At 69.6% G+C, this 17614-nt stretch carries 15 protein-coding genes and 2 pseudogenes; 9 read left to right on the top strand and 8 right to left on the bottom strand.

Features of this window, described 5'->3' with window-relative positions:
• Position 1: 1 nt before the first annotated feature.
• Complete coding sequence (locus tag ACQ859_RS09120; protein ID WP_431265504.1) at positions 2–379, bottom strand: TA system antitoxin ParD family protein; 378 nt, start codon at positions 377–379, stop codon at positions 2–4.
• Between the two features lie 124 nt (positions 380–503).
• Between ACQ859_RS09120 and ACQ859_RS09115 the strand changes: the two are divergent.
• Positions 504–973 (top strand): annotated as a pseudogene (locus tag ACQ859_RS09115) (Rrf2 family transcriptional regulator).
• Positions 963–1856, top strand: coding sequence for an NAD(P)/FAD-dependent oxidoreductase (locus tag ACQ859_RS09110; RefSeq protein WP_431265503.1), 894 nt, complete (start codon positions 963–965; stop codon positions 1854–1856). Before ACQ859_RS09115 ends, ACQ859_RS09110 begins: the two are co-directional and overlap by 11 nt.
• A gap of 85 nt (positions 1857–1941) precedes the next feature.
• Here the strand turns inward: ACQ859_RS09110 and ACQ859_RS09105 are convergent, their stop codons facing one another.
• Together ACQ859_RS09105 and ACQ859_RS09100 are read right to left on the bottom strand one after the other, a co-directional pair.
• On the bottom strand, positions 1942–2967 hold the full coding sequence (locus ACQ859_RS09105) for a hypothetical protein (RefSeq protein ID WP_431265502.1): 1026 nt from the start codon (positions 2965–2967) through the stop codon (positions 1942–1944).
• 196 nt (positions 2968–3163) lie between these two features.
• The gene (locus tag ACQ859_RS09100; RefSeq protein WP_431265501.1) at positions 3164–3808 is read right to left on the bottom strand and encodes a prolyl hydroxylase family protein; all 645 of its coding nucleotides are present in this window, start codon (positions 3806–3808) and stop codon (positions 3164–3166) included.
• Positions 3809–3935: 127 nt separating this feature from the next.
• Here ACQ859_RS09100 and urtA point away from each other — a divergent pair, with 127 nt between their 5' ends.
• The 5 genes from urtA to urtE all read left to right on the top strand — a co-directional run bounded on the left by urtA (position 3936) and on the right by urtE (position 9855).
• On the top strand, positions 3936–5234 hold the full coding sequence (gene urtA / locus ACQ859_RS09095) for an urea ABC transporter substrate-binding protein (protein WP_431265500.1): 1299 nt from the start codon (positions 3936–3938) through the stop codon (positions 5232–5234).
• Positions 5235–5487: 253 nt separating this feature from the next.
• Entirely contained in the window at positions 5488–7083 is a 1596-nt protein-coding gene (gene urtB / locus ACQ859_RS09090) for an urea ABC transporter permease subunit UrtB (protein WP_431265499.1), read from the top strand.
• Positions 7084–7101: 18 nt separating this feature from the next.
• Positions 7102–8277, top strand: coding sequence for an urea ABC transporter permease subunit UrtC (gene urtC, locus ACQ859_RS09085; RefSeq protein ID WP_431265498.1), 1176 nt, complete (start codon positions 7102–7104; stop codon positions 8275–8277).
• Positions 8274–9110, top strand: coding sequence for an urea ABC transporter ATP-binding protein UrtD (gene urtD, locus ACQ859_RS09080; RefSeq protein ID WP_431265497.1), 837 nt, complete (start codon positions 8274–8276; stop codon positions 9108–9110). Before urtC ends, urtD begins: the two co-directional genes overlap by 4 nt.
• Positions 9111–9150: 40 nt before the next feature.
• Positions 9151–9855, top strand: coding sequence for an urea ABC transporter ATP-binding subunit UrtE (urtE, locus tag ACQ859_RS09075; protein WP_431265496.1), 705 nt, complete (start codon positions 9151–9153; stop codon positions 9853–9855).
• Positions 9856–9892: 37 nt separating this feature from the next.
• Here the strand turns inward: urtE and ACQ859_RS09070 are convergent, their stop codons facing one another.
• The 5 genes and pseudogenes from ACQ859_RS09070 to ACQ859_RS09050 all read right to left on the bottom strand — a co-directional run bounded on the left by ACQ859_RS09070 (position 9893) and on the right by ACQ859_RS09050 (position 15495).
• A complete protein-coding gene (locus tag ACQ859_RS09070) occupies positions 9893–10819 on the bottom strand; it encodes a hypothetical protein (RefSeq protein ID WP_431265495.1) in 927 nt (308 codons plus the stop codon).
• A 157-nt stretch (positions 10820–10976) separates the two neighbouring features.
• Positions 10977–11969: a Bug family tripartite tricarboxylate transporter substrate binding protein gene (locus tag ACQ859_RS09065; RefSeq protein WP_431265494.1), complete on the bottom strand. Its 993-nt coding sequence runs from the start codon at positions 11967–11969 to the stop codon at positions 10977–10979.
• 156 nt (positions 11970–12125) lie between these two features.
• Entirely contained in the window at positions 12126–13067 is a 942-nt protein-coding gene (locus tag ACQ859_RS09060; protein ID WP_431266502.1) for a hydroxymethylglutaryl-CoA lyase, read from the bottom strand.
• Positions 13068–13188: 121 nt separating this feature from the next.
• Positions 13189–14385, bottom strand: a complete 1197-nt coding sequence (locus ACQ859_RS09055; protein ID WP_431265493.1) for a CaiB/BaiF CoA transferase family protein — start codon at positions 14383–14385, stop codon at positions 13189–13191.
• Positions 14386–14605: 220 nt separating this feature from the next.
• Positions 14606–15495, bottom strand: a pseudogene (locus tag ACQ859_RS09050) (LysR family transcriptional regulator).
• A gap of 101 nt (positions 15496–15596) precedes the next feature.
• On the opposite strand from ACQ859_RS09050, the gene ACQ859_RS09045 reads away from it, so the two are divergent.
• Together ACQ859_RS09045 and ACQ859_RS09040 are read left to right on the top strand one after the other, a co-directional pair.
• Positions 15597–17045, top strand: a complete 1449-nt coding sequence (locus tag ACQ859_RS09045) for an ATP-binding protein (RefSeq protein WP_431265492.1) — start codon at positions 15597–15599, stop codon at positions 17043–17045.
• A gap of 23 nt (positions 17046–17068) precedes the next feature.
• Positions 17069–17596 carry a hypothetical protein gene (locus ACQ859_RS09040; protein WP_431265491.1) on the top strand — a complete coding sequence of 176 codons (528 nt, stop codon included), beginning with the start codon at positions 17069–17071 and terminating at the stop codon, positions 17594–17596.
• Positions 17597–17614 lie beyond the last annotated feature (18 nt).

The raw sequence follows: 17614 nt of genomic DNA, 5'->3' as shown, positions 1-17614 counted from the left end.
CTCAGTAGGGCGAGTTGGGAATCTCAGCCTGCTTGACGCGCTTGGAGGAGAACCAGCCCATCGCCATCGCCGGCACCTTGCCCGCGTTCACGTTCGCGATGTCCTTCGCCTGCTTTGCGCGCTTGTGTGCCCAGAGTTCTTCTTCACTGACAACCTCGACAGCCAGCGAGCGCTTTGCCTTGGGTGCCTTTGCGGCTCTGCTCGCCGTGCCTCGCAGCACCGCGAGCATTTCATCGGTCGACAGGCCGGCCTCTTCCAAGGCCCTTCCCAGCCGAGCCCAATGCTCCACCTGCTGCGCCGCTGACCGCATCATTTCCTCGCCCTGCTCCTGGGCGGACTGGAAAAGCTCAGCGCTGACGCGGACAGAATTCGAAGACATGGGAACTCCTGTGGCAATTTGCCTCAGCCTAGCACTACTCGTGAACAGTTCCCAGATGCGATGTCGCACGGGCGCTAAATCCCCTCGTCGAACATTGACAATGTCTCGCAACTCATAATGTTGCATGAAATCCAACAGCCAGCTGTCCGACGTCCTCCACGTGCTGCTGCACATGGCCGAGGGGAAGGCCCTTCCACGTCCGAGTCGCTCGCCGCCGCGATGCAGACCCACCCGGTCGTGCTGCGCCGCCTGATGGGCGGCCTGCGCGAAGCCGGCTTCGTCGCCTCCGCGAAGGGGCACGGCGGCGGCTGGGTGCTGTCGTGCCCGCTGGAGCGCATCACCCTGCGCGACGTCCACGAGGCGCTCGGCGGTCCATCGCTGGTGTCCCTCGGCTTCCGCGAGGAGCACCCGGAGTGCCTCGTCGCCCGCGCCGTCAACGACGCGCTCGGCACCGCCGTGCAGGAAGCCGAGGCGCTCCTGCTGAAGCGGCTGGGCGCCGTGACGCTGGCCACGCTGTCCCGCGACTTCCACCAGCGCATGGTCGAGCTCGGCCACGCGCCTCACCGACTCGAGGAGCATCACCATGAAGATTGATTTCGCCGTCATCGGGGGCAGCTACGCCGGCATGGCCGCCGCGCTTCAACTGGCGCGGGCGCGACGCCAGGTGCTCGTCGTCGACGCGGGTCGACGCCGCAACCAGTGCGTCGACGACCACGACGGTGAGGCGCACGGCTTCCTGACGCAGGACGGGCGAGCGCCCGCCGCGATCGCCGAGGAAGCCCGCCGCCAGCTGCGGCTCTATCCGACGGTGCAGTGGATGTCCGGGCTCGCCGACGACGGCCGCGTGGCGCCCGACGGCAGGCTCGAATTCCGCGTCGGCGATGTCGCGGTCAGCGCCGGACGCCTGATCCTCGCCACCGGCGTCCGCGATGAACTGCCGCCCGTGCCCGGCCTGGCCGAGCGCTGGGGACGCAGCGTCTTCCATTGCCCGTACTGCCACGGGTACGAGCTGGACCAGGGCCGGATCGGCATCGTTGCGGCCTCTCCGCTGGCGCAGCATCATGCGATGATGCTGCCGGACTGGGGCGTGCCGACGCTGTTCCTGAACGGTGTCTACGAGCCCAGCGCCGAGGACCTCGATGAGTTCGCCCGCCGCGGCACACGTGTCGAGCCGACGCCGATCGTCCGCATCGACGGGTTCGCCGACGTGGTCCTGCGTGACGGCCGGACGCTGACGATGGACGGTCTCTTCACCCAGCCCCGCACGACGCCGTCGAGCACCATCGCCGCGCAGCTCGGCTGCGCGATGGAGGACGGGCCCATGGGGCCTTTCATCAAGGTGGGAACGATGCAGGACACCAGCGTGCCGAACGTCTTCGCCTGCGGCGACGCGGCCCGCGCGGCCGGCAGCGTCACGCTCGCCGTGTCCGACGGCGCGATGGCCGGCTTCGGCGCGCACCGCTCCACGATGTTCTGAAACGACGAAGGCCCCACTCGGGGGCCTCGTCATCCGGCGCTCGATCGCCGGGCATTCATGCGGCCGCCGGAGCGGCCTGCCGGATTCAGGGCAACCGGATCCGGTCGCCTTCGCGCACTTCGCGGGTCTGCTCCCCGCTGCGGCCCACCGTGAAGGTCACGCGCAGCGTCTTGGTCTCGCCGCTGGCGGGATCGGCGCCGATCAGGTCATTGTCGACGCGGACGTCGAGCACGCCGCCACGGATGTTGCCGCGCAGGCGCTCCGTCACGTCGAGGACGCGGATCCCCTTGCCGTAGGTGGCACGCACGATGTTCAGGCGCTGCCCTTGCGACGGGCCCTGTCCGCCGGGGTTGTAGCCGCCCGGGTTGCCGCTGCCGGGCCGGCCGTCCCAGCCGCCGTTCCAGCCGCCCTGGCCCCAGTCGCCGCGGCCCCAGCCGGTGAACTGGCCGCCGTCGATCCAGGCGCCCTCGCGGTAGTCGAAGGTGCGCACCTGGCCGTTGCGCTCACGCGCATAGATGCGCAGCGTCTTCGTGCGGCCCACCGCCGGATCGTCGCGGAACAGGTCGTTGGTCACGCGCACCTTGGCGTCGCGGCGCGCCAGCTCGCGCAGGCGGCCGGTGACGTCGATGCTGGCCTCGGGGATGCCGTACCGCGCGCCCAGGATCGCGTAGGCGCCGTCATCGTGACCGCCGCCGCCTTCCCAGTTGCCGTTGCCGCCGCCGTGGCCCCAGTCGCCGCCGCGCCAGCCGGTGAAGTCGTTGCCGTCGATGACGCTGCCCTCGCGGAACTCGAAGGTGCGGTTGTCGCCGTTGCGGTTGCGCGCGTAGATGCGCAGCGTCTTCGTCTGGCCGTAGGCCGGATCGTTGCCGAACAGCTCGTTGGTCACCCGCACGCGGTCGTCACGCCGCGCCAGGTCGCGCAGCCGGTCGGTCACGTCCATGTTGCGCTGCGCGGTGCCGTAGCGCGCGCTCAAGACCTGCCACTGGCCGTCATCGCGCGCCGCCCAGGCCGACGCGCCCGTCAACATCGCCACCAGCAGCATCAGCGCCGCCAGCAGCGCCCGGCTCATCTGCGCGATCGCGCCCGCCGGCCTCGGGGCCGTCCTCGTCATTCCAGTCATTCCAGTCATCGCAGCCATCGCAGTCATCGCAGTCCTCGTCATCGCGGGTCCTCCTGGTTCTTTCCTGTTGTTCGGCGTTGTTCTTCCGCCCTCATCCCCCGAGGTGTTGACCTCGTCCCGGGAAGGAGGGGCATGTTGCATCAACGACAGGCCCGCGCCAGCGGTGCACGCACACGTCGTCGAGGTGTTACGAGCGGTCACCGCCGCCGAAGGTCGAATCGAAGCGCGAGTCGAACCGCGAATCGAAGCCGGAGTCGAACTTCGAATCGAACCTCGAATCGGTGACATCGACCGACGGCGCGTACATCACGTCCGAGCGCAGTACGTACTTGGTCCCCGAGGTCACGGGCGCGCCCTCATGCCAGGTGTCGTGGACGAAGACCAGCGCGCCGCCGGTCCGGGGCCGCACGGCGAAGTCGCGGAAGGCCGTCTCGCCGCCCTCGAAGCCCTCGTTCAGGTAGACCAGGAAGGTCAGCCGGCTCACCAGGCCGTCCTCGCGCCACGGCCCGTCCTTGTGCATCCGGAACCGCTGGCCCGCCGAGTACTTGTAGAAGCGCAGCTCCCGCGGCAGGCCCACCGGGCGCGAGCCGTCGAGCTCGGGCAGCGGCAGCTGCCGCAATCGCGCCCACAACCGGCCGACCCAGGCGGCGCTGGCCACCAGGGTCCGCTCGTTGTTGCGGATGTGGGCCAGCAACTGCTGCCCCGCCTCGAGCCGGACCGTCGCGGCGTCGAAGCCGCTCTGCTCCGCCAGCGCGATCACCTCGGTGCATTCCTCGGGGGAGAGGAAACCCGGCACGGTGAAGACGCGATCGTTGTGGGTCTGGATCTGCATGACCCATTCTCACCGCATGTACGCCATCCGCCGTATATCCCCCGCGTCCCCTCCTTCCTAGCATCCGCTCACTTCCCGAAGTCCTGCGAAGTCCGTCGACGTCTTCCTTCATCCACCGGAGCTCCCCATGTCCTCGCATCCGTCGAAATCCCATCGCCCCCAGCGCCGCCACGCGCTCAAGACCCTGGCCGTCGCCGGCGCGCTGACCGGCCTGAACCTGGCCGCCCTGCCCGCCTTCGCCGCCGACACCATCAAGGTCGGCGTGCTGCACAGCCTGTCGGGCACGATGGCGATCTCGGAGACGGTCCTCAAGGACACGGTCCTGATGGCCATCGACGAGATCAACGCCAAGGGCGGCGTGCTGGGCAAGAAGCTGGAGCCCGTGATCGTCGACCCGGCCTCCAACTGGCCGCTGTTCGCCGAGAAGACCCGCCAGCTGCTGACCCAGGACAAGGTCGCGGTGATCTTCGGCTGCTGGACCTCGGTGTCGCGCAAGTCGGTGCTGCCGGTGGTCGAGGAGCTCAACGGGCTGCTCTTCTACCCGGTGCAGTACGAGGGCGAGGAACTCAGCAAGAACGTGTTCTACACCGGCGCCGCGCCCAACCAGCAGGCCATCCCCGCGGTCGACTACCTGATGAGCAAGGACGGCGGCGGCGCCAAGCGCTGGGTGCTGCTGGGCACCGACTACGTCTACCCCCGCACGACCAACAAGATCCTGCGCGCCTACCTGAAGAGCAAGGGCGTGAAGGACTCGGACATCGACGAGAAGTACACCCCCTTCGGCCACAGCGATTACCAGACCATCGTCGCCGACATCAAGAAGTTCTCGGCCGGCGGCAAGACGGCGGTGGTCTCGACGATCAACGGCGACTCCAACGTGCCGTTCTACAAGGAACTCGGCAACGCCGGCCTGAAGGCCAAGGACGTGCCGGTGGTGGCGTTCTCCGTCGGCGAGGAGGAACTGCGCGGCGTCGACACCAAGCCGCTGGTCGGCCATCTGGCGGCGTGGAACTACTTCATGTCGATCAAGAATCCGACCAACGACGCGTTCATCAAGAAGTGGTCGACGTATGCGAAGGCCAAGAACCTGCCGGGTCACAAGGACAAGCCGCTGACCAACGATCCGATGGAGGCCACCTACATCGGCATCAACATGTGGAAGCAGGCCGTGGAGAAGGCCCAGTCGACCGACACCGACAAGGTGATCGCGGCGATGGCCGGCCAGACCTTCAGCGCGCCGTCGGGCATCACGTCCAAGATGGACGAGAAGAACCACCACCTGCACAAGTCGGTGTTCATCGGCGAGATCCGGGCGGACGGGCAGTTCAACGTGGTGTGGAAGACGCCCGCGCCGGTCAAGGCCAAGCCGTGGAGCCCGTACATCGCGGGCAACGAGGGCAAGCCCGACGAGCCGGCGAAGAAGTAAATCCGCGCTGCCTGACTGCCCAGACCCCGCGCGCCGCGCGCGCCAACAGCTCTCCCGCAAGCGGGAGAGAGGACAGGAAGGGCGCCGCATGACTTCCCAGACCCCGCGCGCTGCGCGCGCCCCTCACCCCTACCCTCTCCCGCAAGCGGGAGAGGGGGTCAGCAGTGAGCCAGTCGGACTCCCTCTCCCGCTTGCGGGAGAGGGTGGGGGTGAGGGCCAGCGGCCTTCGCAATCCACCAAACCGGAACGATCGATGTCCCTGTTCCTGCGCCTGCTGACAGCAGTCCTCCTGGTGTTCTCCGCTGCGGCCCATGCGTTGACGCAGCCGCAGGCGCTGTCCGTGGCGCAGGGCGAGACCGATGACCGCATCGCCGCGCTCGGCAGGCTCGTCGCGGCGCCGGACGCTCGCACGGCCATGCTGCTGCAGGCGCTGTCCGATGAACGCGTGAAGCTCGGTCCCGATCAGCGCGTGCTGATCACCACCGAGGCCGGCGTCGTCGACGCCGTCACCGGCGCGGCGGTGACGCTGTCGCCGGACGCCCAGTCCTCGCTCGAGGACGTGATGCTCAACAACCGGCTGCGCGGCGAACTCGACGGCGCGCTGGCCGCGCTTCATCTCTCCAGCGCAGACAAGGCCGAACGCCTCGGCGCAGCCAAGGCGCTGATGGAAGCCGGCGGCGACGACGCCCGCGTCGCGCTGCTGGAGACCGCCATCGCCAAGGAACAGGACGCGACCGTCCTCGACGCCCTGAAGCTCGCCCGCGCCGCCGCGCTCGCCGCGAGCCCCGACGCCGCCAAGCGCCTCGCCGCCGCGAAGCTGCTCGGCGAATCGCACAGCCCCGAGACGCGGCTGCTGCTCAACCAGCGCCTGTCCGACGAACAGGATCCCGAGGTCAAACGCGCGCTGCAACGCTCGCTGCGCGCCGTCGAGGACACCCTCGCCAGGGGCGAACGCCTGGGCGCGCTCTTCACCGGCATCAGCCTGGCCAGCATCCTGCTGCTGGTCGCCCTGGGCCTGGCCATCACCTACGGCCTGATGGGCGTCATCAACATGGCCCACGGCGAGCTGATGATGATCGGCGCCTACGCGACCTACCTCGTGCAGGTCGCCTTCCGCCAATGGCTGCCGGGCTGGTTCGACGCCTACCTGATCGTCGCCATGCCGGTCGCCTTCCTCGCCTCGGCGCTGGTCGGCGCCGCGCTGGAACGCACCGTCATCCGCTGGCTCTACGGCCGCCCGCTGGAGACGCTGCTCGCCACCTGGGGCTTGAGCCTCGTCCTGATGCAGGCGGTGCGCTCGCTCTTCGGCGCGCAGAACGTCGCGGTGGAAAGCCCGTCGTGGATGGGCGGCTCGCTGGCGCTCATGCCCGGACTCGCGCTGCCCGCCAACCGCCTCGTGATCATCGCCTTCTCGCTGGTGGTGCTCGGCGGCATGTCGCTGCTGATCGCGCGCACGCGGCTCGGCCTGTTCGTCCGCGCCGTCACGCAGAACCGCCCCATCGCCTCCTGCATGGGCGTGCCCACCGCGCGCGTGGACACCTACGCCTTCGCGCTCGGGTCCGGCCTGGCGGGACTGGCGGGCTGCGCGCTCAGCCAAGTCGGCAACGTCGGCCCGGACCTCGGCCAGAGCTACATCGTCGACGCCTTCATGGTCGTCGTGCTCGGTGGTGTCGGCCAGCTCGCCGGCACGGTGCTGGCCGCCCTCGGGCTGGGCCTGGCCAACAAGGCGCTGGAAGGCGTCGTCGGCGCGGTGCTCGCCAAGATCGCCGTGCTGCTCTTCATCATCGTCTTCATCCAGAAGCGGCCGCAGGGCCTGTTCGCGGTCAAGGGCCGCGCCCAGGAGTCCTGAATGCGCAGGAATCCCCTCATGACCGCGACCTCTCCCGCGTCCACCGCGCCACCCGCGGCGCTGCTGCTGCCTCAGCGCCCCGCCCTGCTGAGCCGCGGCGGCTGGCTCGCCGTGCTGGCGGCCCTGACCGTCGCCTGCGTGCTGCTCCCGTCGCTGAACCTGCTCGTACCGGCGGGCCATCCGCTGCACGTCGACGGCTACTGGATCAGCCTGCTCGGCAAGTTCTGCTGCTACGCGATGTGCGCGCTGGCGATGGACCTGATCTGGGGCTTCGCCGGCATCCTGTCGCTGGGCCACGGCCTGTACTTCGCGCTCGGCGGCTACGTGATGGGCATGTACCTGATGCGCCAGATCGGCACCGACGGCCAGTACCGCAGCGCGCTGCCGGACTTCATGGTCTTCCTCGACTGGAAGGCACTGCCCTGGCACTGGGCGCTCAGCGACAGCTTCCTCGCCACCATGCTCCTCGTGGCGCTGGTGCCGGGCGGCATCGCCTTCGTCTTCGGCTTCTTCGCCTTCCGCTCGCGCATCAAGGGCGTGTACTTCTCCATCATCACGCAGGCGATGACCTACGCCGCCATGCTGTTCTTCTTCCGCAACGAGAGCGGCTTCGGCGGCAACAACGGCTTCACCGACTTCAAGCGCCTGCTCGGGCTGTCGATCACGACGCCGGGCATGCGGATGGCGCTGTTCGTGCTGAGCGCCGTGGCGCTGGTCGGCTGCTACCTCGGCCTGCGCTGGCTGACCCGCGCGAAGTTCGGCCGCGTGCTGAGCGCCGTGCGCGACGCCGAGTCGCGGCTGATGTTCTGCGGCTACTCGCCGCTGCCCTACAAGCTGGCCGCCTGGGTGCTGTCGGCGCTGATCTGCGGCCTGGCCGGCGCGTTGTACGTGCCGCAGGTCGGCATCATCAACCCCGGCGAGATGAGCGTCGCCAACTCGATCGAGGTCGCCATCTGGGCGGCCGTCGGCGGACGCGGGACGCTCGTCGGCCCGATCGTCGGCGCCTTCGCGGTCAACGGTGCGAAGAGCTGGCTGACGCAGGTCGCGCCGGAGTACTGGCTGTACCTGCTGGGCGCGCTGTTCGTTGCGGTCACGCTGTTCATGCCGGACGGCATCGCGGGGCTGCTCAAGCGCAGGTTCGGGAAAAAGACCGACGGTCCTTCCGCCAGCGCCGCCGAGGAGACCACGCCATGAACCCCGACCTGCTCGAACAAGGCGCCGAGCGGCTGCGTGCCGCGAGCGGCCCGGGCTACGGCCGCGTCGTGCTGCCGGGACAGCTGGACCTGGCGCACGGCCGCATCCTGTACCTGGAGGACGTGCACGTCAGCTTCGACGGCTTCCACGCGATCAACGGCCTGTCCATCGACATCGCGCCCGGCGAGCTGCGCTGCATCATCGGCCCGAACGGCGCGGGCAAGACCACGATGATGGACATCGTCACCGGCAAGACCCGGCCCGACACCGGCACGGTGTTCTTCGGCGGCACGATCGACCTGCTGCGCCACAGCGAGGCCGAGATCGCGCAGCTCGGCATCGGCCGCAAGTTCCAGCGCCCGACGGTGTTCGAGGCGCTCAGCGTCTACGAGAACCTCGAGCTCGCGCTGCAGGGGTCGCGCGCGCTGCGGGCCTCGCTCTGGGGCGTGCTGAGCGGCGCGCAGAAGGACCGGCTCGCGGAGGTGCTGACGCTGATCCGCCTGCAGGACCGGATGACGCGCGCTGCGGGGCTGCTGAGCCACGGGCAGAAGCAGTGGCTGGAGATCGGCATGCTGCTGGTGCAGGACCCGAAGCTGCTGCTGCTCGACGAGCCCGTGGCCGGCATGACCGACCAGGAGACCGAACGCACCGCCGAGCTGATCCTCACGCTGAAGGGCAGGCACAGCATCATCGTCGTCGAGCACGACATGGGCTTCGTCGACCGGATCGCCGAGAAGGTGACGGTGCTGGCCGAAGGCTCGGTGCTGGCGGAAGGCACGCTCGCTCAGGTGCAGGCGGACGAACGAGTCATCGAGGTGTACCTTGGACGTTGAACTTCAGGACCGGACCTCGACGGTCCCTGCCCTCGCCCCGATGCTCGAAGCGACGGGCATCCAGCAGTACTACGGCGGTTCTCACATCCTGCGCGACGTGTCCGTGAGCGCGTCGCCGGGGCGCATCACGGTGCTGCTCGGACGCAACGGCGTCGGCAAGACCAGCCTGTTGAAGAGCCTGATGGGGCTGGTGCCCATCCGCTCGGGCAGCGTCGCGCTGGCCGGCGCGGACATCACGCGTGCGACGCCGTACCAGCGCGCGCGTGCCGGCATCGGCTACGTGCCGCAGGGGCGCGAAATCTTCGCGCGGCTGACGGTCGAGGAGAACCTGCGCATGGGCCTGGCCGGCAAGCCGGGTGGCACGCCGGTGCCGGAGCACCTGTACGACCTGTTCCCCGTGCTGAAACAGATGCTGAGGCGACGCGGCGGCGACCTGTCGGGCGGCCAGCAGCAGCAGCTCGCGATCGCGCGGGCGATGGCGGCATCCCCGAAGCTGCTGATCCTCGACGAGCCCACCGAGGGCATCCAGCCCAGCATCATCAAGGACATCGGCCGCGTCATCCGGCGCCTGGCCGACGAGGGCCTCGACGGCCACCCGGTCGCGATCCTGCTGTGCGAGCAGTACTACGACTTCGCGGCGGAGCTGGCCGACGAGTTCCTGGTGCTGGAGCGCGGCAGCGTCATCGCGCGCGGCGACAACGCGGCCATGCAGACCCCGGAGATCCGCGGTCTCGTGGCGATCTGACCGCCCCTTCGCGCCGCCCGGCCCGCATGCGGAGCGCTCAGCGCGCGGTGCCGCTCGCGGCCGGCTCCGACTCGCTCAGCTTGGGCGCGGTGACCTCGACGCTGGACTTGCCACGCACCGACTGGAACGCGGAACGCTCGGCCAGCGCCAGCAGCTTCTCCTCGAGCAGTTCGTTGCCGATCTCGACGCCCTGGCCGTTGAACTTGTTCGCGTCGAACTGCGACTTGCGGGCGAGGACGACCAGGGTCCTGGCGTCCAGCGTCACCCGCTCGAAGTACATGTAGGGCGCGATGTAGGTCGTCGCGCGGACGATCGTGCCGTTGTGCGGGTTGACGACCTTCTCGCCGCCGGTGCCCTCGGCCGCGCCGGTCCAGTCGCCGCTCATCTCGTCGAGCGCGTCGCCGCCGCGCTTGAGGCCATGCACGTACAGACCGATCCCCTGCAGCTTGCCGACGATGCCGGGGCGTTCGAACGGGCTGAAGCGCGGCAGGATCACCTCGACGCGATCCCATTGCGCGCGGCCGGGCGAGGCGCGCAGCACCTCGATCACGGCGCCCAGCAGTTCTTCGTCGCGCTCGCGGCCCTTGACCTTGTCGAGCGCCTCGGCCAGGGCCGGCGACGGACTCCAGCGCAGCAGCACGCGCTCGGCCTGCGGCTCTTCCTGCTCGATGCCGCGGTCCAGGCCGCGCAGCACGGCCACGTTCAGCGCGTCGTCCGGGATCGAACTCACGATGCGCAGGTGCGGGTCCACGTTGGAGCCGACGGTTCGCTGCTGCTTCACGACGGTGAAGCGGTCGCCGACGGCGGCCATCAGCGCGATGACCTTTGGACGTTCGGTGCCGGCGGCCGTGGACGGGCTCTCGTTGGCGGCCGATGCGGCCAACACGCCGCCGGCCATGAATCCGCCGGCGCCCAGGGCCAGCACACCCGCCGCGATGACGGCGCGCAGTCGATGCTTGTTCATTCGCTCCTCTCCTTGACGCCCGCGATCGGTCAGGGGTCCGTCCTCGGACGGCGGGCGCGGGGATTATGGAGCGCACCCCTTCGGAACTTCATTCCTCATGGGGGCCCCCGTGAGGGGGATGGACGGGTCGCGGCAGATCGAACGCGCGGCGGCTGGCTCAATCCGCCTGGATCTTCGCCGAGGAGATCACCTTGCCCCAGCGCTGGAACTCCGCGTCCGAATGCGCCTGCAGCTGCTGCGGGTTCATGTAGTCGGCGGTCGCGCCCAGCTCGGCGGCCTTCTTCTTGAATTCGGGCGTGGCCATGATCTTCTGGATCTCGCTGGTCAGCTTGTCGACGACCGCCTGCGGCGTCTTCGCCGGCGCGAAGACGGCGAACCATGAGCCTGCATCCAGGTTGGGCAGCCCGGCCTGCGTGGCGGTCGGCACGTCGGGCAGCGAGGACAGGCGTTCCTTGCCGGTCACCGCGACCGCGCGCAGCTTGCCCGCCGCGATGAAGGGCATGAACGGCGGCGGCGTGCCGAAGGTCAGGTCGACCTGGCCGCCCAGCAGGTCCTGCAGCGCCGGCCCCGTGCCCTTGTACGGGACGTGGATCATCTGGATGCCGGCCTGCTGCTCCAGCATCACGCCGGTGACGTGTTGCAGCGAGCCATTGCCCGAGGACGCGAACGACAGCTTGCCCGGGTTCTTCTTCGCGTAGGCGATCAGCTCGGCGGTGTTCTTCGCGGGCACGCCCTCGCGCAGCACGATCAGCTGCGGCGCGGTCAGCACGTTGGCGACCGGCCGCAGGTCCTTCAGCTCCCAGGCGCCTTTCTGGATGTGCGGCGTGATCACGTGGTAGCCGGAGTACTGCATCAGGATCGTGTAGCCGTCCGGCTCCGCGCGCTTGGTCGCGACGGCGGCCAGCGCGCCGCTGGCGCCCGAGCGGTTGTCCACCACCACCGTCTGCCCCAGCGCCTTGCCCAGCGGCTCGGCCAGCATGCGCGCCGCGATGTCGGTGGTACCGCCAGGCGCGGCGCCGACCAGCATCGTGATCGGCTTGTTCGGGTAGGACTGCGCCTGCGCGGCGGTCATCGGTGCCAGCGCGGCGGCGGTCGCGATCAACGCGAAGGCAGGAGCGGCCACGGCGAGGCGGCGGCGGATTCGGTTCATGGTCTTGTCTCCGGGGAAGCCGCTCGGGGCGGCGTTGTCGTTGGGGGTGAAGCGGGAAAGGTCGTGCGGGAAAGGTCGTGCGGGAAAGGTCGTGCGGGAACAGGTGCAGCGCGCAGGAAATCGGGCAGGAAATCGGGCAGGAAGGCGGACCGGAACTCAGGCGTCGCGGGCCAGCGCGCGCTCGCGGATCGCGTCGAAGTCGCGTGGACGCGGATGCAGGTCCAGCCGGCGGCCGGCGCTGACGATCTGGCTCGGCACCGCGTGGCCGATGAGCGGCGGCAGGCGCCTGGCCGCGGCGATCAGCCGCTCCAGGTCCACGCCGGTGTCGCAGCCCATGCACTGCAGCGCATGGACGATCTCCTCGGTGCAGACGTTGCCGGTCGCGCCCGGCGCGTACGGACAGCCGCCGATGCCGCCCAGCGACGCATCGAAACGGTCCGCGCCCGCATCGATCGCGGCGATCACGTTGGCCAGGCCCATGCCGCGCGTGTTGTGGAAGTGCAGCGTGAGCTGGGCCTCGGGCCAGCGCTCGCGGAAGGCTCGCACCAGCGCGACGACCTGCGTCGGATAGGCCATGCCGGTGGTGTCGCACAGCGTCACGCCGCGGGCGCCCAGATCCTCCAGGAAGTGGCCGCACCAGCCCAGCACCGTCTCGAACGGGACGTCGCCCTCCATCGGGCAGCCGAACGAACACGACAGCGACACGTTCACCGCGATGCCGGCCTGATGCGCCATCGCGGCGACCTCGGCCAGCCCGGCGAAGGACTGCTCACGCGTCATCCGCAGGTTGGACAGGTTGTGGCTCTCGCTGGCGGACATCACCAGGTTGAGCTCGTCGGCGCGGGCCTCGATGGCGCGCTCCGCGCCTCGGACGTTGGGCACCAGCACCGTGTAGATCACGCCCGGCCTGCGCGTGATGCCGGCCATCACCTCGGACGCGTCGGCGAGCACCGGGATCGCCTTCGGTGACACGAAGGCCGTGACCTCGACCTTGGCGAGACCGGCCTCCGACAACGCGTCGACCAGCGCGATCTTGTCGGCGGTCGGCACGAAGATCGTCTCGGCCTGCAGGCCGTCGCGGGTGCCGACGTCCTGCATGAAGATGCGACGTCCGGCGCCGGTCCAGACATCGGAAGGCACGCGGGCGGCGACGCCCGCCACGGAAGGGGACGCGGAAGTGGTCGCAGGAAGGGAAGCGGAAGCAGTCATCACGGAGCCTTCAGGAAACGATCTTGCGGTCGCGGAGCGCGGCGATCTGCCCGTCGGTGAGGCCGATCTCGCGCAGCACCTCGTCGGTGTCACCGCCCAGGCGCGGCGCGGCGCGGCGCACGGCGCCCGGTGTGCCCATCAGCTTGGGCACGATGCCCGGCACGTCGAGCTCGTGGCCGTCGCGCGTCTGCTGCTTGATGATCATGTCGCGGGCGCGGAAGTGCGGGTCCTCGACGATGTCCTTGGCGGTGTAGACGCGGCCCGCGGGAACGCTGGCCTCGCCCAGCGGCGCCAGCACCTCCTCGACGGTGCGCGTCGCGGCCCAGGCGCCGATCGCGGCGTCGATCTGCTCGACGCGGGCGACGCGGCCAGCGTTGTTGGCGAGCGCCTCGTCGTTGGCGAGGTCCTCGCGGCCGATCACCTGCATCAATCGCTTGAAGATTGAATCGCCGTTGCCCGCGATCAGCACGACGCCGTCGGCGCAGGGATAGGCGTTGGACGGCGCGATGCCGGGCAGCGCGGAGCCGGCCGGTCCGCGCACGGCGCCGAAGGCGCTGTACTCGGGGACGAGGCTCTCCATCACGTTGAGCACGGCATCGGTGAGCGCGACGTCGATGACCTGGCCGCGGCCGCCGTTGACCTTGCGGTGGTAGAGCGCGGTGAGCACGCCGATCGTGCCGTGCAGCGCGGCGAGCGTGTCGCCGATGGAGATGCCGCAGCGCACCGGCACGCGGCCGGGCTCGCCGGTCAGATGACGCAGGCCGCCCATCGCCTCGCCGATCACGCCGAAACCCGGCAGGTCGCGGTAGGGACCGGTCTGTCCATAGCCGCTGATGCGCAGCATGATCAGGCCGGGATTGGTCTTCGCGAGTTCCTCATAGGACATGCCCCAGCCCTCGAGGGTGCCAGGTCTGAAGTTCTCGATCAGGACGTCGGCTTCGGCGATGAGCTGCCGCGCGATGTCCTGGCCGTCCTTCTGGCGGAGGTCCAGGGCGATCGAGCGCTTGTTGCGCGACTGCACCTGCCACCAGACAGAGGTGCCGTCCTGGATCATGCGCCAGTTGCGCAGCGGGTCGCCGCTGCCGGGGGCCTCGATCTTCACGACGTCGGCGCCGAAGTCGCCGAGCGTCTTCCCGGCGAACGGACCGGCGATCAATTGCCCCATCTCGACGATGCGCAGCCCGTGCAGCGCCTGCAGACCTTCCATGGCTCGATGTCTCCTTGTAATGGAGACGGATTCTGGGAAGGTCCGCCTCCGGGGGAATGCCGGAGTGGCGGCGCCAGCTTTCACGGATCGCGAAAGCGGGGGCGGGTTCTCCCTCGTCTTGCCTCTGCTGCGAAAGAGAGCGCCTTCAGGTCAACTCGGTGCACTCTCGCTCCCTCTCCCGCTTGCGGGAGAGGGAGTAAGAGAAATCGCCGAGCGGTGATTACAAGCAGAGATGGTCGATGAACACCCGCACATGCCTCGGCAGCGCATCCAGATCACGCACCCCGATGAGCAGCGTCCGGTCGGACCAGGCCTCGTCGAGTCCCACGCGCCGCAGGTTCAGCGGCTTGAGCAGCGGTTCGACCGCCACGTCCGGCAGCACCGCGATGCCCATGCCCGCGGCGACCATGCGGCACATCGCGTCGAAGCTGCGCACCTGGATGCGGTTCTTCAGGCGCCGGCCGAGCTTCTCGGTCTCCATCTCCAGCCGCTTCTGCAGCGAGGTCGCCTTCGCCAGCGTCACGAAGTCGTGTTCGACGGCCTGCTCCCAGCGGACCGTCTTGCGTTTCGTCAGCGGATGCCCGACCGGCGCCACCAGCACCAGCCGGTCGTGCCGGTAGTTGAGGACGTGCAGGCCCAGCGCCGGCGTGCGGTCCGCGAAGATGCCGAGGTCCGCGCGGCCGTCCAGCACCGCGACCACGATCTCGTGGCTGTCCGCTTCTTCGAGCTCGATGCGGATGCGCGGGTTGTCGCGCACGAAGGCGGACACCTGCTCCGGCAGGAACTGCGTCACCGCCGAGGTATTCGCCCACAACCGCACGACGCCGGTCAGGCCCGACGCGTAGTCGGACAGGTCGGCCGTCATCTGGTCCACGTCGCTGAGGATGCGCTGCGCATGCTGCTGCAGCGCCAGGCCCGCCGCGGTCAGCGTCACGCCGCGAGAATGGCGCTCCAGCAGCGTGGCGCCCAGCGAATGCTCCAGGTCGCTCAGGCGCTTGCTCGCCGCGCCCACCGCCAGCGCGGCCAGCGCCGCCCCTTGCTGATGCTGCCCGTGCGGGCCACCAGGCTGAAGAGCGACAGCGAGACGAGATCGACGCGATGCAGATTCATGGCGGGCGAAGTATCCGTCCGTCTCCGGATCGTCGCCGGCGACAGCCCTTGGCGGGGCGCCTCGGCGGCCGGTCCCGAGGCGACCGCTAACATGCCGCCCGATGCTCAATCGCATTTCCTTCCGCCAGATGCTGCTGATCGGCTTCCTGTCGATCGCCGGCCTGCTCGCCGCCGCGTCGCTGGGCGGCCTGCTGACGCTCGAACGCCTCACCGTGCAGAGCCGCGAGGCCGTCGTGCGCGCCGCGCGCATGAGCTCCGAGGTCCAGCAGCTCGGCGACCGCGGCGTCAGCATGGAGCGTGCCGCGCGGCAGTACGCCGTACTGGAAGACCACGTGCTGCGCCAGCGTTTCGAGGAGGACGCCGACGACGCCGAGCGCCTGCTCGGCCTGCTGCGCGGACAAGGCCTGGCCCCCGCGCCGCTGGACGCATGGAAGACCAAGCTCGCCGAGGTCCGCGCGCTGATGGACACGCCACGCGGCCTCAACCCGCGCAAGCGCGAGACCGACCTGATGACGCGCTTCCGCGAACTCGGCGGCCTGACCGGCGGCCTGGCCGACGACGTGCGCAAGCACGCCGAGTCCAGCAACCGCGTGCTGCAGGACAAGCTCGAGAACAACCGCGTGCTGCTCGGCCAGCAGGTGCTGGGCGCGATCGGCATCGCCGCGCTGCTGTCGCTGGTGTTCGGCATCTTCCTGACGCGGCCGCTGCGCCACCTGGCCCGCGCCATCAAGGGCCTCGGCGAGAACCGCCTGGACGACCGCATCGAGATCCGCGGCCCCGCCGACCTGCGCGTGATCGGCCAGCGCCTGGATTGGCTGCGGCTGCGGCTGGCCGAGCTGGATGCCGACAAGGCGCGTTTCCTGCGGCATGTCTCGCACGAGCTCAAGACCCCGCTGGCCGCGCTCCGCGAAGGCACCGCGCTGCTGGAGGACGAGGTCGCCGGCCCGCTCAACGAGAAGCAGAAGGAAGTGACGCGCATCCTGCGCGACAACACCGCCGTGCTGCAGCGCCAGATCGAGGACCTGCTGCGCTTCAACGCCGCCGCCTTCGAGGCGCGCGACCTCAAGCCGCAGCGCACCGAGCTCGTGTCCCTGATCCAGGGCACGATCGACCACCAGCGGCTGCAATGGCAGGCACGCGGATTGCAAGTGACGCTGTCCGGCGGACCGCTCGAGGCGGAAGTCGACCCGGCCAAGATCGCGGCCGCCGTCGGCAACCTCCTCTCCAATGCGATACGCTTCGCCCCGCCCGGCGGCCGCGTCGACATCGACCTCGCGCGCCAGGGCGGCCAGCTCACCATCGACCTGCGCGACAACGGCCCGGGGGTCGCACCGACGGACCAGGCCCGCATCTTCGAGCCGTTCTACCGCGGCGAACGCCAACCCGACGACGCGCTCAAGGGCACCGGCATCGGCCTGTCCATCGTCACCGAATACATCGCCGCCCATGGCGGTCACATCGACCTGCTGCCTGCCGATCAAGGCGCCCATTTCAGAATCACGCTGCCATGCGCCCACACGCCCCGGTTCCTGAAGTCCTCGAACGCATGACCTCCGCGACGCGGACTCTCGCCGTGACGCTTGCCGCGGCGCTCGCCGCCGGCTGCGCGCAGCAGCCGCCCAAGACCATCATCAAGGAGGTCCGCGTGCAGGTGCCGGTGCAGGTGCCCGTCGTCGCGCCGACCGACAACGCCGCGCGCATCGTGCTCAACCTCAACGACCGGCTGCGCCAGATGAGCCCGCTGGAACTCGCGCAGGAAGTCGCCCCGCGCGACGATGCGTCGCTGCCGCCCGGCAACGCCGTGCAGCTCGCGCTCGCGCTGATGTTCAGCCACGCCAACGGCGAGACCTTCCGCGCCCAGACGCTGCTCGACCAGGTCCTGCGCGACGCGCGTCCCGAGGCCGACGAGTGGCGCCCGATGGCGCAGTTCCTCGTCGACCGCGTCGCGGAACAGCGCCGCATGGAAGGCGAGCTCGACAAGACGCGTCTGGCTCGCGACGACCTGCAGCGCCGCCTGGACGACGCGAACCGCAAGCTCGAGGCGCTGAAGGCGATCGAACGCAGCCTGGGCGGCCCGCGCTCCGCGTTGGACAAGCCATGAGCGCCGCAGACAGGGAAT

The organism is Roseateles chitinivorans (assembly GCF_050632235.1).
Classification (GTDB): Bacteria; Pseudomonadota; Gammaproteobacteria; order Burkholderiales; family Burkholderiaceae_C; genus Roseateles; species Roseateles chitinivorans_A.
Note: the sequence above shows the minus strand (reverse complement) of the source record. Positions and strands in the feature narration are given on the sequence as shown.